The organism is uncultured Campylobacter sp. (assembly GCF_937980635.1).
In the GTDB taxonomy this organism is placed as follows: Bacteria; Campylobacterota; Campylobacteria; order Campylobacterales; family Campylobacteraceae; genus Campylobacter_B.
The window spans coordinates 1-23,432 of the sequence record NZ_CALJPG010000009.1 but is presented as its reverse complement, the minus strand read 5'-3'; the positions used below and the strand labels follow the sequence as shown (position 1 = coordinate 23,432).

At 45.4% G+C, this 23,432-nt stretch carries 17 protein-coding genes; 2 read left to right on the top strand and 15 right to left on the bottom strand.

The features are described 5' to 3' along the window. Positions 1–1,381 precede the first annotated feature (1,381 nt). The 15 genes from metE to Q0460_RS01390 all read right to left on the bottom strand — a co-directional run bounded on the left by metE (position 1,382) and on the right by Q0460_RS01390 (position 21,437). Positions 1,382–3,664: a 5-methyltetrahydropteroyltriglutamate--homocysteine S-methyltransferase gene (gene metE, locus Q0460_RS01460; protein ID WP_299083977.1), complete on the bottom strand. Its 2,283-nt coding sequence runs from the start codon at positions 3,662–3,664 to the stop codon at positions 1,382–1,384. 356 nt (positions 3,665–4,020) lie between these two features. Then, the gene (locus Q0460_RS01455) at positions 4,021–4,605 is read right to left on the bottom strand and encodes a hypothetical protein (RefSeq protein ID WP_297881510.1); all 585 of its coding nucleotides are present in this window, start codon (positions 4,603–4,605) and stop codon (positions 4,021–4,023) included. 251 nt (positions 4,606–4,856) lie between these two features. Then, complete coding sequence (locus tag Q0460_RS01450) at positions 4,857–7,037, bottom strand: STT3 domain-containing protein (protein ID WP_299083974.1); 2,181 nt, start codon at positions 7,035–7,037, stop codon at positions 4,857–4,859. A gap of 534 nt (positions 7,038–7,571) precedes the next feature. Beyond that, positions 7,572–7,946 (bottom strand): hypothetical protein, encoded by a 375-nt coding sequence (locus Q0460_RS01445; protein ID WP_299083971.1) that lies wholly within the window; start codon positions 7,944–7,946, stop codon positions 7,572–7,574. A 161-nt stretch (positions 7,947–8,107) separates the two neighbouring features. Next, on the bottom strand, positions 8,108–9,136 hold the full coding sequence (locus Q0460_RS01440) for a multidrug effflux MFS transporter (RefSeq protein ID WP_299084230.1): 1,029 nt from the start codon (positions 9,134–9,136) through the stop codon (positions 8,108–8,110). A 590-nt stretch (positions 9,137–9,726) separates the two neighbouring features. Continuing rightward, positions 9,727–10,938 (bottom strand): saccharopine dehydrogenase family protein, encoded by a 1,212-nt coding sequence (locus Q0460_RS01435; protein WP_299083968.1) that lies wholly within the window; start codon positions 10,936–10,938, stop codon positions 9,727–9,729. Between the two features lie 1,057 nt (positions 10,939–11,995). After that, positions 11,996–12,481 carry a hypothetical protein gene (locus Q0460_RS01430; RefSeq protein WP_295151131.1) on the bottom strand — a complete coding sequence of 162 codons (486 nt, stop codon included), beginning with the start codon at positions 12,479–12,481 and terminating at the stop codon, positions 11,996–11,998. A 42-nt stretch (positions 12,482–12,523) separates the two neighbouring features. Continuing rightward, positions 12,524–13,153: a LysE/ArgO family amino acid transporter gene (locus Q0460_RS01425; RefSeq protein ID WP_299083965.1), complete on the bottom strand. Its 630-nt coding sequence runs from the start codon at positions 13,151–13,153 to the stop codon at positions 12,524–12,526. Between the two features lie 12 nt (positions 13,154–13,165). Further along, the gene (locus Q0460_RS01420) at positions 13,166–14,104 is read right to left on the bottom strand and encodes a hypothetical protein (protein WP_299083962.1); all 939 of its coding nucleotides are present in this window, start codon (positions 14,102–14,104) and stop codon (positions 13,166–13,168) included. Further along, complete coding sequence (locus Q0460_RS01415; protein ID WP_299083959.1) at positions 14,101–14,718, bottom strand: hypothetical protein; 618 nt, start codon at positions 14,716–14,718, stop codon at positions 14,101–14,103. The genes Q0460_RS01420 and Q0460_RS01415 overlap by 4 nt, the downstream gene beginning before the upstream one ends. Before the next feature lie 239 nt (positions 14,719–14,957). Further along, positions 14,958–15,515 (bottom strand): formate dehydrogenase FDH3 subunit beta, encoded by a 558-nt coding sequence (fdh3B, locus tag Q0460_RS01410; RefSeq protein ID WP_299083956.1) that lies wholly within the window; start codon positions 15,513–15,515, stop codon positions 14,958–14,960. A gap of 9 nt (positions 15,516–15,524) precedes the next feature. Then, complete coding sequence (locus Q0460_RS01405) at positions 15,525–18,446, bottom strand: formate dehydrogenase subunit alpha (RefSeq protein WP_299083953.1); 2,922 nt, start codon at positions 18,444–18,446, stop codon at positions 15,525–15,527. Positions 18,447–18,456: 10 nt separating this feature from the next. Beyond that, complete coding sequence (locus Q0460_RS01400) at positions 18,457–18,654, bottom strand: twin-arginine translocation signal domain-containing protein (protein WP_297882827.1); 198 nt, start codon at positions 18,652–18,654, stop codon at positions 18,457–18,459. 252 nt (positions 18,655–18,906) lie between these two features. Then, a complete protein-coding gene (locus Q0460_RS01395) occupies positions 18,907–19,755 on the bottom strand; it encodes a hypothetical protein (RefSeq protein ID WP_299083951.1) in 849 nt (282 codons plus the stop codon). Further along, entirely contained in the window at positions 19,755–21,437 is a 1,683-nt protein-coding gene (locus Q0460_RS01390) for a 4Fe-4S dicluster domain-containing protein (RefSeq protein WP_299083948.1), read from the bottom strand. Before Q0460_RS01390 ends, Q0460_RS01395 begins: the two co-directional genes overlap by 1 nt. 166 nt (positions 21,438–21,603) lie before the next feature. Here Q0460_RS01390 and selA point away from each other — a divergent pair, with 166 nt between their 5' ends. Beyond that, positions 21,604–23,214: an L-seryl-tRNA(Sec) selenium transferase gene (gene selA / locus Q0460_RS01385; RefSeq protein ID WP_299083945.1), complete on the top strand. Its 1,611-nt coding sequence runs from the start codon at positions 21,604–21,606 to the stop codon at positions 23,212–23,214. Further along, a partial coding sequence (locus Q0460_RS01380) for a GTP-binding protein (RefSeq protein ID WP_299083943.1) occupies positions 23,207–23,432 on the top strand: 226 nt, incomplete at its 3' end. The genes selA and Q0460_RS01380, both read left to right, overlap by 8 nt.

Below are 23,432 nucleotides of genomic sequence, written 5' to 3'. Positions count from 1 at the left end.
AAAGCTTTTTTTAAATCGCTTGCAACGCGAGATTTTATGCGCAGGCATGGCGGTAGTCACGGTGTTGCGTCGCTAAACACGCTAATAAATTTAGCGTCCAAATCCTTAGATTTCATGGACAGCTTACATGCAAGCTCTTGCCACGTGAGCAAAATTCCGCCACAATGGCAAAATTTGAAACGCAAATGAGAGCTCTACACACGAATAAAATTTTTAAACGCGTTGAGCGCTTTGCCATCAAATTCTTACAAAACCTCGCAAACGCAGTCTCATAGGTTCTACCCGCAGGATTTCAAAATAAGCACCTTGGAATCATGCCATATAAATTAAACGCGATGCCGCTAAAATCCTACAAAATAAAATCTAAAAACCTAAATTTTGCAGCGATGATAAAATTCCGCCCGTTAAAATCTATAGCGCAAAATTACTAAGTAAATCTCACTTTAAGGCGTGATAGAAACCATCTAAAAGCTGCGCCTGCGCCTTATAAGCCAAAATCATGGCTTTTAATTTTTACTGCAAATTGCAGATCTGCGCCTCCATAAAGGCTCTTTTAATTTTATGGTAACGCAAACGCGCCTTGCGCTAGCTTCGCTCTTTCTTGCAAAAAACACAAGTTAAAATCAATGAGTTTCGCGTAGTAAAATTTTGGCTCTAGACTTGGTTTTAGCGCGACGCAACTTCAGGCTCGCCAGGCGAAATTAGTCGTAAATTTAATGCGCTACATAAAGTTTAGTTTGAGCTGAAATTTAACGTAGCAGAGTCGAATCTCGCTTCGCAATTTAGCCATTCTAACGAGATAATGTAAATTTTAATTTGCAATTTAAAATTTCTAGCGCAACGATACCGGCTTTGGCTCGCGTTTTGCAATTCTAATCTAGCGGCGCGAAGTTCATAAAGCGCCGCGTAAAATTGCAAATTTCAGCGTTTTTTATTCGGCTGGCGAGGTTTGTGCGCGCAAGAACTGATTTGCGAAAATTTTAAAATTTTATCGCTTGCCCCAGCCCGCCTTTAGGGCAATCGCGATAAAATTTACGCTCCGCGTCTCAATCAAACGAGCAGTTACGATTAAATTTCAAACTAGCAGTCGAGATGAAATTTTACGCCGCATTTTCAAGAAATGCCCGTCTCTGTGCGTCTGTAAAAGCCGTAAAGCCTGCACTAAATTTCATATTGCTGCATTACTTAGCGGCTATCAAATATGCTTGCCAAGCAGACGCGTAGAAATCTCGCACCGCCATTTAATACTCGTTCGAAGTAAAATTTCGCCCAGATGTTTTAACGGTCTATATTCGAAATAAACGCTCTGCATAATTCTATCGCGAAATAGGGCTGCCGGGTGGAATTTTGCCCGACAGCAAAGTCTTTTTCTGCGCGAAATTTACGCCTCTGTGCGGATGATTCTTACCGCTTCGACCATATTTTTTAGGCTAGGGCGAACTTCTTCCCATTTGCGGGTTTTTAGGCCGCAGTCCGGGTTGATCCACAGCTGCTCTTTAGGAAGCACCTCAAGCAGCGCGCGGATCTGGCTTACGAGCTCCTGCACACTAGGAATTCGCGGGCTATGGATGTCGTAAACGCCCGGACCGACCTCTTGCTTATAGCCGACTGATTTGAAAACTCGAAGCAGCTCGTTGCCGCTGCGAGCGGTCTCGATGCTGATGACGTCGGCGTCCATCGCCTCGATCGTTTTGATGATGTCGTTAAACTCCGAATAGCACATATGCGTGTGGATCTGCGTCTGCGCTTTGGCTGCGCTAACGGCGAGTTTAAAGGCGTCTACGGCAAATTTTTCATACGCAGGGATGTTTTCGGATCTAAGCGGGTAACCCTCTTTAAACGCAGCTTCGTCCACCTGAACGATCTTGATACCCGCGTCTTGCAGATCCGAAATTTCATCAAAAATCGCGAGCGCAAGCTGCTTTACTATTTGCTCGCGAGGCTTATCATCGCGCACGAAACTCCAATTCATCATCGTAACAGGTCCCGTTAGCATGCCCTTCATAATCTTTTTAGTACGGCTTTGGGCGTATTTGATCCACTCCACGGTCATCGGCTTTGGACGGCTCACATCGCCGAAAAGTAGCGGAGGCTTCACGCAGCGGCTACCGTAGCTCTGCACCCAGCCATTGGCGCTAAACGCGTATCCGCTCATCTGCTCACCGAAATACTCGACCATATCGTTACGCTCCGGCTCGCCGTGAACCAGTACGTCTAGGCCAATCTCATCTTGAAATTTAACGCAGTCGTCGATGTAGGCTTTGATGTCACGCTCGTAGGCTTCGCGGTTGATTAAGCCCTTTTTATAGGCGTTGCGAACCTGGCGAAGCTCGGCAGTCTGAGGGAAGGAGCCGATCGTAGTGGTAGGTAAAATTCCATAGCCTAGCTCCTTTTTCTGCACCTTGATGCGATCCTCGTAGCGATCGGCGCGCTCGAATTTATTTAAATTTGCGGCGCGGCTTTGCACTCGCTCGTCGTGAATTAGAGGCGAGCTAGCGCGAGTTTTAGCGGATTTTTGATTTTCCTCGTATGCCTTCATGCCGTGTTCGCACATCGGAATTTCAAAGAAAAGATGGGTCAAAATCGAAATTTCGCTTAGTTTTTCGACCGCGAAACTTAGCCAGGATCTGATCTCGGTGCTTAGCTTGTCCTCGTATTTTAGCGTAAAAGGCACGTGCAAAAGCGAGCAGGAGGTGCCCACATAGATACGCTCCTTAGGAACGTAGGCTTCGATGGCTCTAAGCTGAGCGAGCTTTTTGTCGATGTCGCTCTTCCAGATATTGCGCCCGTCGATCACGCCTGCGAAAAGCACGGTCTTAGCGTCTTTTAAAGCCTCAAGCTCTTTTTTGATATTCTCTTCACTTGCGTAAACAAAATCAAGCCCGATCGCCCAAACATCGGTCTTTACTATCTCGCGCACGGCCTCGGTCGCATGCTCAAAATAGGTCATAAAGATGATTTTTACATTGCTTGCGGCCTTGCTTAGGCGCTGATAAATCGGCGTGATCTTTGGCGCTAACTCCGCTGCGCGATCCGTCACGAAGATAGGCTCGTCGATCTGAACTATAACCTCGCTATCAAGCTCGCTAAGAAGCTTTAGCAGCTCCTCGTATTTCGCGGCAAGGGCGCCCAGGTGCGCGAGCGGATCGCTTTTGTCGCTTGATTTGCTAAGCGCAAGATAGGTGATAGGTCCGATTAAATTTATCTTTAGCGCGCAGGAATCCTTAAAATCGTTATTCTTTGCGGCCTTGTACTCGCTTAAAATTTTACTAGGATTTAGGCTAAATTCCGTATACACAGAGATCTCAGGCACGATATAGTGGTAGTTTGTGTTAAACCACTTCGTCATCTCCATCGCGACTGCGTCCTTACTGCCGCGCGCCATCGCAAAATACTGCTCATGCGCCGAAAGAGCCGCAAAGCGCTGCGGGATCACGCCGAAAAGCACGCTGGTATCGAGCATCAGATCGTAGTATGAAAAGTCGTTTACGCTAATTAGGCCGCTCCAAGCATCCAGCTGATGTTTGATGTGGCGATCTTTTAGCTCTGTGGCGACTCGCTCTAGCGCGTCATAATCGCACTTGCCCGCCCAATAGCTCTCTAAAGCCTTCTTTAACTCGCGCTGCTCTCCGATACGTGGAAAGCCCGTAACGTAACTCTTCATCTCTATCCTTTGAGTAAAATTTTGGTATGAAAGTGTTGATTTTATCTAAAATTTCTTTTGCCGCCATTAAAATTTTAACCTAATCTCGAAAATGAACGAAATTTTATATAAAAGCGCAAGGGTGGAATTTCGTCGATAAAGCTCGAGATGGAATTTTATCGACGAAATTCTATGAGTTAAAATTTTAGGATTGAATTTAAAGGCGTTAAATTCATCATAATTTAAACCTTGTCGCAAGATTCTACTAAAACTTAGTAAAGCCTTGCGACGAAGCTAGCCGCACTCGACACACCGCGCAAAGCTACTGGCAATCAAGGCTATATGAAAGCAGTGCAATGCCTCAAATATGAAAATTCTTAAAATTTATAATTATATCCTGCGTAAACGCCGTATTTTTTACCGTCGTTATCTTCGATATAATCGCCGTCTTTGTACCACGCCTTGCTTGCTTTAAAGCCCATTTCAATCTCGCTATTGGAGCCAAACTCATACGCGGTACCTATCTTGCCACCCAAAATAAAGCCGCCCAGCGTATCGTCCGCTCTAACCCAGCCGCCATTGCTATAGTCTATTTTAACTTCAGTATCTAGCACCGAAAGCCCAGCGTAAGCGCCTAGGACAAGCTTAAATCTGCCGAAAAGCTCCGGCGTAAAATCCGCACCGGCTACGAAATCGTGCGTGCTCCATTTAACCTTTCTTTTCGAATTGGCATTCGAGCTGGAATCCTCGCCCTTAAATCCATAAAAATATCCGCCGTAAGCTCTAAACGTACCGAAGTCATATCCGGCCTTAACGCCGATTTGCGGCTGTCCGTCATCAAAACCTGCGGCTTGGTTTTTGAAATTATATCCGCCTTCGCCGCCTATGAAAAGCCCCTCCGCCATCGCGCTTACTGCAGCTAAAGAGCTAAGAAGCGCCACTTTTGCAACTAAATTTCTCATCTTTACTCCTTTTGGTGAAATTTCATCTCAATGATAGCAACACACTTCGAAATCTAGGCTAAATTTAAAGTAAATACATAACATTTACGATTTTTAGTGACGAAATTTTGAAGTATTTTCGTAACTTATTTATAGTATAAATTCTAAATCTCAACATATAGCTTGCATTATAAATTTTATCGCTTAATAACATACGCTTCGTAAAAGCACAATGCAATAAAAATTTACGCAATATTCCTCTGGATATAAATTTATCTTAATAACTTGTAAATCCGCGCATAATTACTTAAATAAACGGGCTCAAACAGATCTTTATCATAGTTTTCCAGCACAAAAAGTTGGATAAAGGCTGATTCAAAGACCTTTTTATCTAAGATTAAAATTCTTTGATAATTTGGCAAAAAAATAACGTAAATATTTGACTTTGTATCTATTTGCTTAGATATTTTTTTCAGCTCTCCATTTACTTCGCCTACTTGATAGTATGAGTTAATGCTTAATTTTTCCCCATTATGAACGACATATTCTGGTTTGACGCTTGGTAATTCAACGCCTTCGCCTAAAATTATGCTTTTACCATCCTTACCTATTTGTATATCATAGCCAACATAAGCTAGAGGTCCTGTAAATTTCTCTCCGCTAGCTATATCTATAGAAGTAAATTTCCAAATGTTTGGTAATATATCTATCATTTTAGGCACGAAATAATAATATATATCCCTAGTTTTCTGTGGAAGCTTGAAATTCTTATCACTCAAAGAACTTAAGAATTTATTGATATCCGCTTCGCCATAATCTTTTTGAATTTGATATAGATTTATTTTAAATTTATCTTCCAGTTTAGGATCAAATTTTTTACCTTGCAACTTTTGTATATATTCTACGTTAAGCCTTGCCATATTAGCAGAGCTTACCTCATCTTTATTAAAGGAAAACGCACTCATAAAAGTATATTCTCCCGCCTGTCTACCTCCAGGATCAGCTACTACTTTTACATCTGAGTAATATCTGATTAAATAACCGTAATCCCACCACGATAGCACGTAATCTTCTCTACTGGCTTTATTTTTTAGCTCTGCAAGAGGCTTTATGGAATCTTTCGTAAGCGTAGGCGCAACTCGGAATTCATAAATAAAATCTATGCTAGGCATTAGCGCCAAACAGGTTAAAATAGCCAACAAAGTACTTCTAAGCCAGGTGCGTATTTCAAAGTAATTCAGCGCAAAATATATAAAATAAGCAAATCCAAGCGCTATCATCGGTGTAGCGTACATTGTAAAGCGAGTTCCGCCGAAAAGTGCTAAAACTCCAAGCGCTATCATCGGCAGTGTTAAGATGAACGAACGGAATTTTATCAACAATAGAGCCAGTCCCCCTACTGCACATATGAATATAAATAGATGCCCACTAGATTCAAGCACAAATTTTATGAAATTAGCATTGGCAACCTCGTTAACCGTATTTCTAACACCATAAAAATGAAAAATATCCCCCTTGCCAGCATTTTTTAAAATATATACATTAATTTCTGTTATTATAGGTACGAGCCCACCGAATATGATAAACATAATTACGACGATCACACCCAAGATCCAAAGAGCCTTTTTACTTTTATGACTTGGAATTTTAATCATTAAAAAATATAGCAATGCAATCAGTGAGGTTTTGAACAATAAAATATAATTTACAATTATTGTCTCGCCTTCGTAATACGCGCCAAAATTTATAACTGCAACGACCATAAGAATAATCGCTTTGTAATTTTCCTCATTGTGTCTATTAAAAATCAAAGTATAGATTAAAAATATCACTATAATCGCCATATTTAGAGAATACGAGCTAGGATACCACCAATCATAAATCACCGTAAAAACGGCAGGTAAAGCAAAGCCGCTCTGCTCGCTTCGCCCTATGAGCCTAATCAAAGCCCATAGCGTTAGCAGCGGCAGAGTAACATTTAACATATCGCTATCGAAATACCCGCCCAAGGTTCTCATATAATATCCCGGCAATATGGTGGCAAGTAGTGCCGCGATGATGCCGGCGCCCAGGATCTTATACTCTCTTGCTATCAAAATAATCGGCACGGCCACCAGCGGCGCGAAAAACACGCTCATATAGATCGTAATGCTATTTAGACTGACGGGCAAAATTTTGCTAATTAAAAATGCTAGAGTTGGGATCGACGCGCCGTATGGGCTAAGATCGCCCGGCTGGTGAAAGCCCGCTATCATATCGCGCGCACCCTCGGCGTTCGCAAAGGCGTCGTTGGTGGTCATGATGAGCTCGCCGTCAAAAGAAAACTGCTCGATCCCGCTAGCCCAATATATCCAAAAAAACCTGCACGCCACGCCGAATATATAAACCAACGTCATGATCAAAAAGATATCCATGCGTGAACATTCGCCGTTTGTAATTCTAAATTTTTGCATTTTTTTCCTTGATTTGCCGTTTGAAGTACCGAGCGGCAGGGTTAAAATTTGCCTCTACAAATTTTACTCGCTTTATCACGCCCGCGTTACGTTTTTAACGGCATTGTTTAATTTACGTTTATTATAGCAGAATTTATCGATATTAAAAGTAAAATTTTAAAAACAACCAAGTCAAGCCATTTAGAATTTAAATTTGTAACATGCAATTTTGGCGACCATCAAAAAAAATACGATACGTAAAGATAGAGATTAAGATGTAAACTAAATATCCAATATAAGGCAGACACAAAACAATACTAAGCCAATAAATATGCGTATATATAGCATATTATAAATTCCATCTTCTGGGTGTGGAATGAACAAATATAGGACAATAAACATAACGAACGCTTTTAAAAAAATATATAACACAATGTTTTATTCATAGGCATATATTTAGCGATCTATGCTAGGGCTTGATAGCAGAAACAACCGGTCGTTGCAAGAAACTTACGCCGAGCCGGTGGATTTTTGTGGTTTAGACGAAATTCTCGCCTAATACGCGTCGCACATAAATTTACAGACGGTTTTCGTGCGGAGATTGAGCATGATCGAGCTTAGGCATCTGCCGTCCTTGTTGCCGCTTAGCAGGCGCACGGCATCGCCCTCTTTCCACTGCGTGCTGTCGCCCTCGATCGTCCTGTAATGCGCGCCGTTAATGACAAGCGACTCGCCACCTTTTAGCGTTTTATCGATCTTCAGGTCGCTTGCAATCTGGCTTAGATCGCCTTTTAAGGCATTTGCGATTAGTTTTTCTTCGGCCTGCTCATGCGTCTTCATCGAGCTTTTGGCAAAGTCCGGCACCTGCAAAGTTTCGGTCTGAGCCGAAGCAAAGGCGGCTAGCACGCAAGCGGCGTAAATTAGTTTCATATTTTCTCCTCGTTTTTTTCAAAATTGCGGCGATTATAGCAAAGTTTGCTTAAAAATTTCGGTCTAAATTTAGCTAGAGTTTAAATTTAAGAAACCGCTCGTCTGTTTAAAACAGAGCTGAACTCGATGGCAAATTATAAAATTTCGCCATAATTTAAAATTTACTTATTAAAATACGCCGCGAGTGCGCTTAGCCAAACAAACAGAGCTATGATCCAAGACATCGTCCACGGCGTACCCGCAGAAAACGCCGCAAGCATAGCCGAGGAGAGGATGCCGCTACCATATTGCAGCGAGCCGATGAGCGCAGCGGCCGAGCCCTTCATCTCCTGCGGCACGCTATCAAGAGCGGCGGCATTGGAGCAAGAAGCGATGATGCCGTTCATACTAAAAACGAAAAACATCGGGATTATCATGCCAAGAACTCCGCCCGTTTTGAAAAACGCAAACGCAAACAGCACGCTGGCAGCAAGCGCGGCAACGAGCGTGGAGACTATGAGCAGGTGATTTAGCGCATAGCGCTTCACCAGCTTTTTATTTACGAAACTTAGCGCCATGACGCCTACGATGTTTATGCCGAATAAAAATCCGTAGTATTTGCTAGGAATGCCGAAATAATCGATATATACAAACGATGAGCCCGTGATAAAGGCATAGGCGGCTACGTAGAAAAACGTCACGCTAAGAGTGTAGCGCATAAATTTGGCGTCTTGTAATAATCTTAGATAGTTTCTAAAAGACGATACGATGGGCTTTGTGGAGCGCTTTTGCGGCGGCAAGGTCTCCGGTAGAGAAAAAATCATCGCAAACATAACCGCGCTAGCTAGCGCCATCAGCCAAAATATCCCATGCCAAGAGCCAAATTCCAGTATCGCGCCGCCCAATAACGGACCCGCTATCGGCGCTATCGCCATGATAATAACTAGCGTAGAGAGCATCTGTGCGGCCTGCGAGCTACCGAAAAGATCGCTAATCATCGCCCTGCTTAGCATCGGTCCTACGCATGCGCCCAAAGCCTGAAACACGCGCCAGAACACTACGCTAGCCATATTGTCCGACATCGCGCATCCTACTGATCCGATCGCAAAGAGCGCCATACCGATAAAAAGCGGGATTTTACGCCCGATCCTATCGCTGATAGGCCCCCATACGAGCTGCGCTATAGCAAAGCCGATCAAAAAGCCCGTTATCGTGAGCTCCGCATCGCCATGCAGCTACCGCTCCATCGTAGGCATAGCGGGCAGATATACGTCCGTAGATAGCGACGTACACGCCATAAGCGCGCTTAGCACGACTAAAAAAGATAGCGAAGTTTTTGAAGAGTTCAAATTTTTCCTTTTGTTATTATTTGGGTGGGCGCAAGATTTGCGCGACTGGAGATTGGAAGCTTTAAATTTACTCAAATTTGTTTTGATAGATTCTGCATGATTATAACTAAATTTAAACGTTTTTCGGTATGGAAGCTTAAATTAAATTTGATGTAAAATTTGAATGCAAGCGAGGTAAAATTTAAACTAGAAATTTAAATGCAGTAGGGCAAGGCGCGGTATTTTTCGCTTAGACGAGGCGAAATTTCTACTTCGCTTTGTTCGTAGATGCAAGCAGAATATTTTTAAGCATAATCTAGACATTAAATTTGAATGTAATTAAAGATAAGGTGCGGTATTTTTTCGCTAGACGCGGCAAATTTTACCTTGCGAATGAGGCGGACTATATGTTCCGTCGCAGTGAAGCAAGGTAAAATTTAACAAAGTATAGCGGAAAAAGACAAGCCTTAAATTTAGACTTCGTACCTCTCGCCAGGCTTCATTTCGATTATTTCCCACGGCAATCCCTGCTTATTTAGCTCGTCCATGAAAGGCTTAGCGTCGAAATTTTCCATGTTAAATACGCCTTTTCCGCTCCAGATGCCTTTTGCTACCATCATCGAGCCGATCATCGCAGGCACGCCCGTCGTGTAGCTCACCGCCTGCGCGCCCGTCTCGGCGTAGCAAGCCTCGTGGTCGCAGACATTATAGATGTAGACTTGGCGCTCTTTGCTGTCTTTGAGCCCGCGGATCACGCAGCCGATGTTGGTTTTGCCCTTCGTGCGAGGGCCTAGCGACGCAGGATCAGGCAGCAAGGTCTTTAGAAACTGTATCGGCACGATTTTCACGCCGTTGTGTTCTACCTCGTCGATGCGTAGCATGCCGACGTTTTCTAGGCATTTCATATGCGTGAGGTAGCTCTGTCCGAAAGTCATAAAAAAGCGGATTCGCTTTAACCCTTTGATGTTTTTAACGAGGCTTTCTAGCTCCTCGTGGTAGAGCAGGTAGCTGTCCTTGACGCCGACTTTGGGGTAGTTCCACTTAAACATTATTTCCATCGGCTCGGTCTCTTTCCACTCGCCGCGCTCCCAGTAGCGACCTTTTGCGCTCACTTCGCGCAGGTTGATTTCGGGGTTGAAATTCGTCGCGAACGGATAGCCGTGATCGCCTGCGTTGCAGTCTAGGATGTCGATCTCGTGGATCTCGTCAAAGAGATTTTGCTGCGCGTAGGCGCAAAATACATTCGTCACGCCCGGATCAAAGCCGCTTCCCAGCAGCGCCATCGTGTTTGCGGCTTTAAACTCGCCGTCCTTCGCCCACTGCAGCTTATACTCAAATTTAGCGGTATCGGGGTGCTCGTAGTTTGCCGTGTCGATGTACGGGATGCCGGCGCGAGAGCACGCGTCCATGAGGGTTAGGTCCTGATACGGCAGCGCCACATTTAAAAGCAAATCGGCACCCGTTTTTTTGATGAGCGCGACCACGGCGCCCGTATCGTCCGCGTCGATCTGTGCGGTGTCGATAGCGACGCCCAAGCGGTCTTTGATAAGCTTAGCGATCGCGTCGCACTTGCTTTTGGTGCGGCTAGCAAGCGTGATCTTGCTAAAAACGTCCGCGTTCATCGCGCATTTTACGGTCGCGACTTGGCTCACGCCGCCTGCGCCTATGATTAAGATATTTGACATTTGGGCTCCTTTAAATTTTAAATTTTGCTGCAATTTTAGCAAATTTAAGATGAATTTTAAGAGGCGAGGTGTAATTAATCATAGAGTTTGGTTGTAACCGGGCGCGGAGCGCAAGCCCTATCTAGCAAGAGCGCTAAAAAGCGGCGGGCGCTAAAATTTTATATAGTTAGCAGCATGCCGATTGACGGCGGCACGAAATTAAATTCACCGCCTTGCATCGCGCGATAAAATTTTAGGCTTTAAAGGGCTAGTTTAAATTTAATATTCCGCAGCGAAGCGTGGAGAATTAAATTTAAATCTCGCTTGCTTCGCCGCTAAAATTTATCGCACCTCTTGCCCCAGGCACGTGATAAAACCGCATACCGCGGCTAAATTTAACGCTTTAGCGAACAGCGGTTTAAAAAGTAACAAGTGGGACAAAATCCCGTGATGCACACGATAAAGGGCACTAGTCCGACCAGCCCCCCACCAGCTGCCAAACAACTACTTTCGCGATCATTATTGCTAGTCCGATCAGTGCTTTTTATCCTAGCTTTCCTGCTTAGCATTGCGTTTTCACTTCTTTGTTTTTACATTTTGCACGGTATTAATGCTTAAAATTTTTAAAGTAAGCAATGGCAGCAAACCGCCACCTAGCGTATCATTTTTGAGCCCGCCTTCCTATATACGCGCCTTGGTTAAATTCGGCTTCGTTTAATTATCTTTTCTTTTGCATAAAAGTGCGATCCGACAAAAATTTGCGTGCCTGAGGAGTGAAATTTTATTCGAGCTCGACTTAAAAATTTCGACAAGCGTAAAACAAGGCAAACTCGAAGGCAGGCAGGCAGTAGGATAAAATTCGCATATCGAAGGATAAAAATTTACACGCAGCTTTAAATTTGAAATCGCGATAAATTTTAACCAGGTGAAATTGCCATCGTCGCAGAAAGTTCGTCTAAATTTAAACTTGCCATGTGTTTTAGAGTTTAAATTTATGCGTCCTCGCGGCAAAGAAGCATAATGCGGACGTAATATTTACGATCGAAGAGGCACCTGATCTTGCGCCGTACCGCTAAAATCAGATTTCGTAGCGATAAATTTTGCCGAAATTTTCATCCAGATTGTAGCTAAACTCACCGCCTGCGTAATAGATTGTCTCGCCGCTCTCCAGCTCGAAGCGCTGATACACGCGCAGCACGACCTCGTTTTCGCTGATGCCTTGGACATGGATAAAGATATCGCTCTTTCTGCCCGCAGTCATCGCCATTTGGTAGAGCTGATTAAATAGCGCGTATTCCGGATCCTTCTCGGCGTCCTCTTGAGATAAAAAGCCCTCCAGCACGCCCAGCATCTCCGCGCGAAATTCCGTCCTGGCGCGCGCATAGGCGTTTTGGATATTTTCGATCTGGTTGGTATCGAGTAAATTTAAAAGCGAATGTTTGCCCACGTAAAGCGTCGCGCTCGATGTGATTTTGCCGTCCTTGTCGGTCACTAGTCGCAGAGCTTTCTCTACGCGCCACAAGGCTTCTTTTAGCTCGAGCCCGCTTTCAATTTCAATTTTCATCATAGATCCTTTATCAAGAGTGCGGAATTTTAGCGTGAAATTTTAAATTTTAAAGACAAACTTAGCGATCAGATACGCCATATATAGCATCAAAACTCCCACGAGCGCGTCGATTATACGCCATGCTCTGCTGCTTGCGAAAAGCTTCGAAAGCGCCCCTGAGCCATATCCTAAGCCGAAAAACCATGCAAACGATACAAACATAACTCCCGCGTAAAACCACGACTTTTGCGGATCCGCAATCGTAGCGCCGAGCGAGCCCACGACCACAACGGTGTCTAAATACACGTGCGGATTTAGAAGCGTAACCGCAAGAGCTTTGGCTACGACGGGCGCTAGCGGGCTATTTGCCGAGTTTTGGATCTTGGCAAAATGCGAGCCTCTGTAGGCGCTGAAAAACGAGCTTAGCGCGTAGCAGAGCAGAAATACGATCCCGCCTATGCCTAAAATTTGGGTAAGAAGCGAGCCTTGCTTAAGGGCGCCGCCGATTAAAAATATCCCTATGCCCGTAAATACGGCATCGCTTAGCGCGCAAACCATGCAAACCGCTGCGACATGGTTTTTCGCAAGACCTTGGGAGATGACGAAGATGTTTTGCGCGCCGATCGCGACGATGAGCGAGAGCATCAGCGCGGCTCCCTGCAAGAAAATTCCGATCGGCAAGGAATTCAAGGCCGCGCCTGCCTACTTATTTTTACTTTCGCAGGCGGAGCTTTGCATCGCCGTATCGGTAGTATCGGAGCCATCTACCGCCGCACTTTCGGGCGCAGCGTCAGGCTCATTATCGCCTGCGAAAATTTTAGGTGCGGAATTCTCAGCGCCTATGAAATTTTCGCCTGCGGCGGCGCTATTTGAGGAAGCGGCATTATTCGGCGCGGCGGAGCTTTGTTCGTTTAAATTTGAAGCGCCCTCTAAATTCTGCGCGCTGTTTGAATTAGCGGCGCCATTAGAATTTTGCATGGCGGAATCCTGCGCGGCGCAGCAATTCTGTACGCCTGAATTTTCACCTAAATTTTGTGCGCCGCAGGAACTTTGCGTATCGAAATTTTTTGAAGCGGAATTCTCATCGCGAAAATTTTTAGCTTTAAAATTTTTAGCGCTACTCGCGCTTTTTTTAGAGCCCTTAGCGCACTTGCGAACTTTTGGAGCGGCTTGCTCTTCTTCAGAGCTTTGCGAAAGACCCGCTTTTTCGCGTAAAATTCTACTCAGCTCGTAGATCGAAATTTCAAACGAGCCCGGTAGCGTGGCCTCTGTGTCGCTGTAAAATCGCAAAAAGTTAAAGCGGTCCTGCGCCTGCGGCGTTTTTTTGAATACAAAATTTAAAAGCTCCGTTTTGTTTCTGCCCGCGGCGAAGGTTTTTGTGCCTAAATTTGTGATATCTTTGTATTCGAAGCTCTCGGAATTTGCCCCGCGCACGATCGTAAAAGCATCCTCGCCGATCTGCAAATAATTTTTAGCGCCGAGTCTAAGCGCGCAAAAAAACGCGCAAAATGCCGCTACTACGGAAGCAAAAAGCGCCGCACCGCCAAAGCCCGCGTGGTAGCAATATCCGCTAGCGAGCGCCAAAATCGTCGATCCCGCCAGCGTCATCGCTACGGGCTTTTTATTCTCTTTTACTATCATCTTCCCTGCTTAATCATCTGTCTTATATATTCGTAAATTTTAAAATTTAGCGCATCCATTACCGAGTCTTTAGAGCCCGGATTTTTGATGCTTTGGTAGTTGAGATTAGTTACGTAATCCTTCCAAGCGCCCTTGTTTTTGACGCTTATGTATAGACTAATCTGCGAATCGTAGAAGTAGTCTCTGTAATAATCGTCGTCGTCCCAAGGATCATAACCAAACGGCATCCCCCAGCCTACGCCCACGCCCGTATATCTATAATACCTGCCAAAGCCCATTCCGAAGCTGAATCTCGGATTATCCCACGATCTGCGCGAAAAATCCGCCTTGCGGAAGTAGTTGAGATTGCCGCCGATTTGGACATTTGCCACGCTTTTATTTACGACCTTAAATCCGTCCGCACGCAGATGCTGAATCACTACTTGGGTTAAATTTGAATCCGTCGTAGAGGTATTGGTGAAATTTACGCTTATGAGCTTATCCTGCGGAAATTCCATAATGTGAAGCGGCTCGGAAGTGCGTACTATGCCGCTATTTACGGGCACATTTTTAGAACAACCCGTAAAAATCAAAAACGCCGAAATGACCAAAAAAAGTGAAATTTTATTTTTCAAGACAGATCCTTTCGCTTAAGATTTCAAATCCTAAATTTGAGTGATTGTAGCATAAATTTAAAATTTTAATGTCAGCAAGAAGCGATTTTTTGAAATAATCTAACTACCGATACGCGGGAGCAGAGATTTTCAAATAAAATTTCACGCCGAGCGACCGCTAAATTTAAAGCCGTCGCTCGGTTGAAATTTCTGCGAAAAGAGGTGGAATTTTAAACCGGAGCGTTTAAAATTCCATAATCTTATAGGCTCACGCCGCGCGTAAGCACGCGCTTGCGATAGACGTCGGAAACTCTGCTCGCGTCGCCCACGATTAGAGCGTTCGTGCAGCAGATCGCCGCACATATCGGAACCTTGCCCTCCGCGATACGGTTTTGGCCGTATTTATGTAGCTCCTCGTGCGAAAACGTAGGCTCCGGCCCGCCCGCGCACATAGTGCATTTATCCATCGCACCCTTGATACCAAAAGCTCCTTCTCTTGGAAATTGCGGAGCGCCGAACGGACATGCATAGAGGCAGTATCCGCAGCCGATACATTTATCCTTGTCGTGTAAAACGACGCCGTCGGTTCTGATATAGAAGCATTGAACCGGGCAAACCTGCGCACAAGGCGCATCGGTGCAGTGTTGGCAAGCGATAGAGCTTGAAACCTCCTGCCCCTCTATGCCCTCGTTTAAAGTGATAACCTTGCGCCTATTGATCTGCACGGGAACCTCGTGAGCCGAGCTGCAGGCTACCTGGCAACCATAGCAAGCGATGCAACGCTCGACGTCGACGTAAAATTTTAATCTTGCCGGCATTTTATCTCCTTATGCTCTTTCTAGTCTGCAAAGACCGGCGTTAAATTCCGAAATTTGCGTATTTATGTCAAAGCCGTAGTTCGTAATCGTATTTGAGCTCTCGCCTCTGATATATGGCTTAGTACCCTCAGGATAGCGCTCGCTTAGATCCTCGCCTTGGAAAATTCCCGCGAAGTTATACGGCATAACAATACGATCGGGCGTTACGGCGTGCGAATATATGCACTTGACTTTGATCTTCGTGCCTTGCGGTGAATGAATCCACATCATCTCACCATCTTTGATACCTTTATCAGCGGCAAGCTTAGGATTTACGTGCGCAAACATCTCCGGAGTAATCGCCGAAAGATACTTGCTCGTGCGCTCGATCATACCTGCACCGCTTAAATTTACAAGCCTTAGCGAGCTTACGATAGTAGGGAAATCCTTACTCCAATCCTGCTTTTTCTGCTCGGAGATAAATCTCGTAAAGACGCGGAAATTTCGTTTTTGATCCGCAAAGGTCGGATATTTCTCGACCAAATCCCATCTAGGCGAGTGAAGCGGCTCTCTATGCTTTGGAATTTGATCCGCAAACTGCCAAACCTTGGCTCTTGCTCTTGCGTTTCCGCAAGGACAAATTCCAAACTCACGGCATTTTTTAGCGATAATGCCGCTATAATCTGTGCTCCATGAAGGCCCCATCTTGGCTTTTTCATCCTCGCTTAGCGTAATACCTAAAACCTGCTCTATATTTGCTTTGGTTATCTCTGCGTGTCCGCCTGAAATTTTTGATCCCGGAAGTGTAATGCTCTCATCGGCTAGCTGTGAAACGCCGTCGTGCTCTAAGCCGAAGCGGTTTCTAAATCCCATACCGCCGTCGGCATAAGGTCTGGTTACATCGTAAAGAATCGGCGTGCCCGGGTGTTTTTCATCCCAGCAAGGCCATGGAAGGCCGTAGTATTCGCCCTCGACCTCGCCGCCTATGCCGCGCAAAGTATCGGGATCAAATAGATGCCAGTTTTTCTGCTGTCTGCGAAATCTAGCTGCGGTGCGTCCGTTATTTCCAATACTTTGAGTATTGCGTGCGATCTCATCGGTAGCATCGTCAGGCCAAACAAAATCGTCCTTAACCTGCTTAAGCTCGCCATCAACGATGCCCATCTTCATGCCGCGAACGTATTCGTCGTAAAAGCCGAATTTTTTCGCAAATAAAAACATTACCTCCTGATCCTCTTTGCTCTCAAATAACGGCTTAACGATCTGAGTTCTCCACTGACCACTACGGTTTGTAGCGCTTAGATGACCTTCGCTCTCAAACTGCGTAGCTACCGGCAAAACATAAATTCCATCCGGTCTATCGTTTAGAATCGCCACTTCGTTTAAAAATGGCTCGGCGACTACCAGCATGTCGATCTTGCCTAGCGCTTCTTTAGTCTCGCGAACGTGAGCCATAGAAGTAATTCCTGTGCCTTGCACCCAAAGAACGCGGACATTGCCACTACTTAAAACGGGTTCGTTTTTCAAAACACCCTGCCACCATTTAGATAGTGAAAAGCCCTTTTCGTTGCGCCAATTTATCGTATCTTGCTCGATGCTCGGATCGTAGTGAAAATACTCGGTAAAATTCGTGCCAAGCACTTTTTCGCCCTGCTTTTCGTGTGGCTGCTTAGTAGAAACGGCAAATCTTTTAATAAACTGCTCATAATCTACGCCCCAGCCCTTGCAGAAGTGCTTCCAAGCATTATCGGCTAACCCGTAATACGCAGGTAAGCTATCGGAGAGATTGCACATATCGGTAGCGCCTTGAACATTATCGTGACCTCTAAGGATGTTGCAGCCGCCGCCTGGCTTGCCCATATTGCCTAGTATTAGCTGCAAAAGAGCCAAAATTCTAGTATTTGAACTACCGATTGAGTGCTGCGTAATGCCTAGAGCCCAGCATAAAGTGGCAGGCTTTGTGGTAGCGAACATCCTCGTAAATTCTATCAGTTCCTCTTCCTTGCATCCGGTGACATTGGCTACCTCTTTAGGATCCCACTTCTCAGCTTCCGCCTTGATCTCATCTACAGCGTAGGTTCTGGTTTTTATTAGCTCCTTATCTTCCCAGCCGTTTTTGAAGATTAGATGCAGCATTCCGTACACAAACGCTATATCGGTTCCCGGACGAATTCTAATATACATATCCGCCTTAGCCGCAGTTCTAGTAAAATTTGGATCGACGACGACGATTTTCGCGCCGTTTCTATCGCGAGCTTGAAGAGCATGCTTCATAGCTCCTACGGGATTTGCAACCGCGGAATTCGCACCTATAAAAAGGATCATTTTAGAATTTTTCGCCATATCGCCTACGTGATTTGTCATAGCTCCATAACCCCAAGTATTCGCCACACCGGCGACTGTTGCGCTATGTCAAATTCTGGCTACGTGGTCGTTGCTGTTTGTACCCCAAAAGGCTGCAAATTTTCTAAAATAATATGCCTGCTCGTTGCAAAATTTAGCCGAACCCAAAAATACTACACTATCGGGGCCGTCCTCTTTGCGGACTTGAAGCATTTTATCGCCGATTTCATTAACCGCTTGTTCCCAACTGATGCGCTCCCATTTACCGCCAACCTTTTTGAGCGGATATTTAAGACGCATTTTAGATTTGGTTAGATCGATTTGATCGATTCCCTTACAGCAGTGACTGCCCTGTGAGATCGGGTGATCTACTGCCATATCTTGGCGAATCCAGGTATTGGTGCTCTCATCCACTTGAGCCTCGATACCGCAGCCTACGGAACAGATCGAACATATCGTTCGCTTCATAACGGAACCTGGAAATGGGTTTTTGATCTCTTGCTCAGTAGCGGCTCTTAGCGTATTATTTTCGCCAAACGCGGCTACGCTACTCGCTCCTAAAGCGGCGAGTTTCAAAAACGATCTCCTTCCGATCGCATTCTCACTCATGAAAATTCTCCTAGTAAGCTACTTTATAGTATTTTTTCCACGCTTCACTCTCCCAGTAAAGCACCTCTTTTTTCGGTGATTTGCCACGAACGGTATCGCCATAATCCTGCTCGCTTTTCGCTAGAGCCTGAGATGCGGCAATGCCCACGGCACCTACTGCGCCGATTTTTAGAGATTTTTTAAGAAAATCTCTGCGTTTGTTCTCCATGGTTTTCCTTTGTGAAGAAATCGCTTTAAATCTTTTATTGTAGTAACGCCTGTTACAGGATTTAAGTCTAATGAATTATAACGAAAAGGCAGTGAGATGGAAATTAAATTTTAAGTTACTTTTTAAATTTTATTTAAAATTCAAAATATAAAGTTCTAACTAAAAAATTACTCGCAAAACTCGAGCTTGCGAGTTTAAAATTTAACCGAAATTCTGCTTTTGCGTTAAGATTTCCGTTAAAAATTTTATTTATCAATCCAGATTAAAAATATCTTCCGGATTGGTAAATTTATTTTGATAACCGCCTTTTTTGATCGCTTCTTTAACGACGCTGCGATCTTTCTTTTGCGGAGCAGCAAGCGCTAAAAGCGAGCGCTCAAGCGCAAAAAAGCTTCTCATTAGTGCGCCTAATGATTTGAAAAAATCCGCCCGCACATGCCCGCACAAAAGCTCGCTAAACTCATCCACAAAGCTGTTGGTGACATTCGTAAAAAGCTCTAAAGCCAGCGCTTCGCCGTCTTGCGCGCCGACGAAATTTTTAGCGCATTGCGCGTTCGCGGTATTTTTACCGTCCTGCGGACCTGTAAAATTTTTACTGTCCCGCGAATCTACAAAATTTTTTCCGTCTTGCACCGTCAAGCTCGCGTTATTTGTGGAATTTTGTCCATTTAAAACCGCGCTGTGTTTTGCAGCCGCGTCGCGCAGCAGAGTCGAATGCAGGTAAAAAATAAATCCCACATAGTCCTCGCACTCTTTGCAAAGCTCCATATTACGGCGAAATTTACTCTTTTTTAGCACGTCGATTACCGCGACACGCATACGCCCATCGTCGCGTCCTTCGTCGTAGAAGCTCGCACTCATCGGCACATTGGCGTATGAAAAATCAAAAAGCACGGAATTTTGCTCGCTTTTAAACGCAGAAAAGTCGAATTTCGCCAAATTTTGAAATTCCGCCTCATCGCTAGACACGATGGGCGAGCTACATAAAAACTCCAGTTGCTCCTTCCAGCGCTTAAATTTCGTATCCGTTTCATAGAAAAAAAACGGAATTGCAAAAAATTCGTAGTAGTAGCTTCTTGCTTGAAGTAGATTCGCATCCATTACATTGCCCCTTTTCTAGCATCTTCTATCTGCTTTTTTATCATTATTTTCGCCTTGCAATCGCCGCAGCAAAAAAGTGTCTTCATCTTTTCAGGCTCATTTGCAAAATGTGCGCCCATCATATCCGCGATCTTCATCACGGCTTTGCTCGTCGCAAATTCCTTACCGCACTCGATGCATTTGAAAAGCTCGTCTTTAGCTAGCATTTTGTAATTAAAAAATCCCGGCTCAAGCTCCACGCCGCAAGGCTGAAGCTCGATCGTATCCTTTTCGGCACAGCTTAGCACGCAGTAGTTGCACGTCGTGCAGAGTGAAGCGTTGAGCTTAATCGAATTGTCGCTGTTATCGGCATACAGCGCGCCGGTATTACAGGCGCCCACGCAGCTAAGGCAGAGCGTGCAGCTTGCTTCGTTTATGCTTACTTTGCCAAATTTTAGCAACTCTCCGCTTTTTACGGCGCCGAAGCTGCCCTCGCCAACCATCGCGCTTACGCGTTTGGAAAAAATTTCTTTCTTGCTAAGACCCTGCTCGTTTAAGCTAAACGCCCATGGCTGAGAGCTTTGCGCCCACTTTAGCGCTTCTTGCAGCTCGGTTAAATTTCGCGCTAAAAATACCGCGTCCTTGCCATAGATCGCGCTCGAAATTCCATTGATGAGCTCCGCCGCCTCTAGCGTGCCCTTGCCCACGTCTGCGCCGTAAACGATCACGCTCGAGCCGCTTTCTTGCATAGCGCTTAGCAAATTCACCTCATCTATTTGCCTGCTTCCAAAAATTCCAAACGGCAGCACGCCACACGGAAGCTGCGCTGCGGGTGCGGACGCGATTTCGTTCTCCGCGATAAGAAGCGGAATTTTGCCTGCATAGAGCTTTGCGATCTCGCCAAATACGCTTTGGGGCAGCTTGGCAAATTTTAGCGCGCCGCTAGGGCAGACGCTCACGCACGCGCCGCAACCGACGCAGTCGATGTGCGAAAATACTAGCTCGCGCTTTTCGTCGTTTTTCAAAATCGCCACTGTAGGGCAAACCTCCACGCACGGCGCGCGCAGCTCATTTCGCCTGCCGTGATATTGGCAGATCGCAGGATCGAAGATCGTGGAATTCTTATAATGATAAACCGGGCTTTTGGAATTTAAAATTTCTAAAATTTCATCGTCTTTTAGCCCCGAGATCTCGTAGCAGCCGCTTTGTCGTAGCTGATAGGGCGCTGCGCCGCTAATCAAGAAAAAATCCGCCTCGGTCTCAACCTCATCCCGCTCACTTAAAATCGTAACCGAAAGATCGCCAATCTCGCCGTAGACGAACTTAATCTCGGCCCTGCTTAACGCGATCACCTTAAATCCGTGCTGCCTAAGTAGCCCCACAAGCTCCTCTCGCGGCTCATCACAGGCGAGAATTACGTTTTTGCCGACGGGCTTTTGATAGTCGCTATCTAGCGCGCCGTCAAAGGCGATATCCTTGGCGCGATACAAAATATCTACGTTTTTAGCGATTTGCAGTGGCTCATCTGCGGAATTTTCTATATAAAAATTTATCTCGGGCGCATAAATTTGCGCTTTTAATTTCGGCGAATTAGCGACGATAAATTCCTCATTTTTCGCCCCCTCTTCATCGCCGCAAATTTCGATATCATCGCTTAAGACGACATCCTTTAGCCCCACGGCGTAAAATCCATGTTCTTTCATAATCTATCCTAAATTGATAATTAGGCGGGTTTTACTCTTATTTTCTAAACAGCTTTTAAATTCTGCACTTAAAGTAAATCGAATTTAAATTAATAATTTTATAGATAAAGCAAAATCAAAGCTTTAAATGATAAAATCGCCTAAATTTTAAGGCATCGGGGTCGCAATGCAACGAATCAAACTACCCAAAATCGATAAAATCGCAAACGCGCAGGAGTTTCAAAACTGCCTCCGCCCGCAAATCATCAAAATCGCGCAAGAGCTCATCGAAGAAGCACGCAGGGAGGCGCTGCAAGGAGGCGAGCTCGCAAGCGAAAGCGCGATCATCGCGCGCATCAAATCGCGCTACGAAAAATTTCAAAGCTTAAGTCTTAAGCCGCTCATCAACGCAACCGGCGTCGTGCTGCACACAAACCTCGGCCGCAGCGTCATCAGCGCCGAAATTTTAGCCCGCGCGCAAAAGATCATCACCTCGTATTCAAATTTAGAATACGACCTATCCGAGGGCGCGCGCGGCAACAGATACGACTACATAGCGCTTTTGTGCAGCGAGCTCTTCGGCGCGCAGGACGCGCTCGTGGTCAATAACAACGCTGCGGCGGTATTTTTGGTGCTAAATACCTTCGCGCGCGGACGCGAAGTCGTGGTAAGCCGCGGCGAGCTAGTCGAGATCGGCGGGAGCTTTCGGGTAAGCGAAGTGATGGCAAACTCGGGCGCAAAGCTCACAGAGATCGGCACTACAAATAAAACCAAGCTGGACGATTACGAAGAAGCGATCAATGAAAATACGGCGATCTTGATGAAGGTGCACCGCTCAAATTTTAAAATTTCAGGCTTTAGCTCTAGCGTAAGCGCTGCGGAAGTTGCGGCTTTAGCACGAAAGGCGACGCGTAAAAAAGAGGAATTTTTAACGCTTAGAGCGGCAAGCTTTAAAAATTTAGAAAATCTTTGCGGCAGCTCGTCGGATACGGCGGACGAAATTCTAAATTCCGCGCCGAATAGTTTAAACTTGGCGGATAGTTCTGCGAATGCTCTAAATTTAAATATCGGTGAGCCGTCCGCAAAAAAAAAGTGTTTTTATGAAGGCGATGGAAGCGAAATTCCCGCTAAAGTTTCTAAAATTTACCCTGCAAAATTTAGCATGAAAAAAGCAGAAAACTTTAACGAGATCATCGATTATTACGATCTTGGAAGCGGCTACGCGAGCGAACTGGGATTTGGGCTAGGCAAAAGCGAGCCATCCATTTTTGAGCTTTTAAAAAGCGGCGTTCGGCTGCTTAGCTTTAGCGGCGACAAGCTTTTCGGCTCCGTGCAGTGCGGCATCATCCTAGGGGATCGCAAGCTCATCGCGCGCTTGCGCAAAAACCAGCTACTGCGAATGCTGCGCGTGGATAAGATCACGCTAAGCCTGCTTGCCGAGACGATCAAGGCGTATATAAATAAAGAATTTCACCTCATCACGACGATAGATCAGATCCATCTGAGCCTGGACGAGCTGCGTGAGCGAGCGGAGCTAGTGCAATCGCGCATCAGCGTAAAATCGCAAATCGTGCCTACTACCACCTTCGTAGGCGGCGGCACGATGCCGAATGCATCTTATCCGAGCGTCGCGCTTGCGATCTTAGATGGCGCAGATCCGCAGAGCACGCAGGCAAAATTTCGCGCTGCGGGCATAATCGGGCGGATCGAGGATGATAAATTTTTGCTCGATTTCAGATCGATTTTAAAAAGCGACTTACAAGATTTAATAAAAAAGATCGGAGAAATTTATGAATAGCGTAATCATAGGCACCGCAGGCCATATCGATCACGGAAAGACCGCGTTAATCAAGGCGCTAAACGGCTTTGAAGGGGACCGAATGCCGAGCGAAAAGCAGCGTGGTATCACGATCGATCTTAGCTTTTCCCATCTGCGCTCTGGGGATACCAACGTCGCTTTCATCGACGTTCCGGGGCATGAAAATCTAGTAAAGACGATGATTAGCGGCGCGTATG

Excerpts from the sequence above, each read along its gene's own strand:
- metE (WP_299083977.1), bottom strand. The coding sequence starts at position 3,664 with ATGAAGAGTTACGTTACGGGCTTTCCACGTATCGGAGAGCAGCGCGAG.
- Q0460_RS01455 (WP_297881510.1), bottom strand. The coding sequence starts at position 4,605 with ATGAGAAATTTAGTTGCAAAAGTGGCGCTTCTTAGCTCTTTAGCTGCA.
- Q0460_RS01450 (WP_299083974.1), bottom strand. The coding sequence starts at position 7,037 with ATGCAAAAATTTAGAATTACAAACGGCGAATGTTCACGCATGGATATC.
- Q0460_RS01445 (WP_299083971.1), bottom strand. The coding sequence starts at position 7,946 with ATGAAACTAATTTACGCCGCTTGCGTGCTAGCCGCCTTTGCTTCGGCT.
- Q0460_RS01435 (WP_299083968.1), bottom strand. The coding sequence starts at position 10,938 with ATGTCAAATATCTTAATCATAGGCGCAGGCGGCGTGAGCCAAGTCGCG.
- Q0460_RS01430 (WP_295151131.1), bottom strand. The coding sequence starts at position 12,481 with ATGAAAATTGAAATTGAAAGCGGGCTCGAGCTAAAAGAAGCCTTGTGG.
- Q0460_RS01420 (WP_299083962.1), bottom strand. The coding sequence starts at position 14,104 with ATGATAGTAAAAGAGAATAAAAAGCCCGTAGCGATGACGCTGGCGGGA.
- fdh3B (WP_299083956.1), bottom strand. The coding sequence starts at position 15,515 with ATGCCGGCAAGATTAAAATTTTACGTCGACGTCGAGCGTTGCATCGCT.
- Q0460_RS01400 (WP_297882827.1), bottom strand. The coding sequence starts at position 18,654 with ATGGAGAACAAACGCAGAGATTTTCTTAAAAAATCTCTAAAAATCGGC.
- Q0460_RS01395 (WP_299083951.1), bottom strand. The coding sequence starts at position 19,755 with ATGGATGCGAATCTACTTCAAGCAAGAAGCTACTACTACGAATTTTTT.
- Q0460_RS01390 (WP_299083948.1), bottom strand. The coding sequence starts at position 21,437 with ATGAAAGAACATGGATTTTACGCCGTGGGGCTAAAGGATGTCGTCTTA.
- selA (WP_299083945.1), top strand. The coding sequence starts at position 21,604 with ATGCAACGAATCAAACTACCCAAAATCGATAAAATCGCAAACGCGCAG.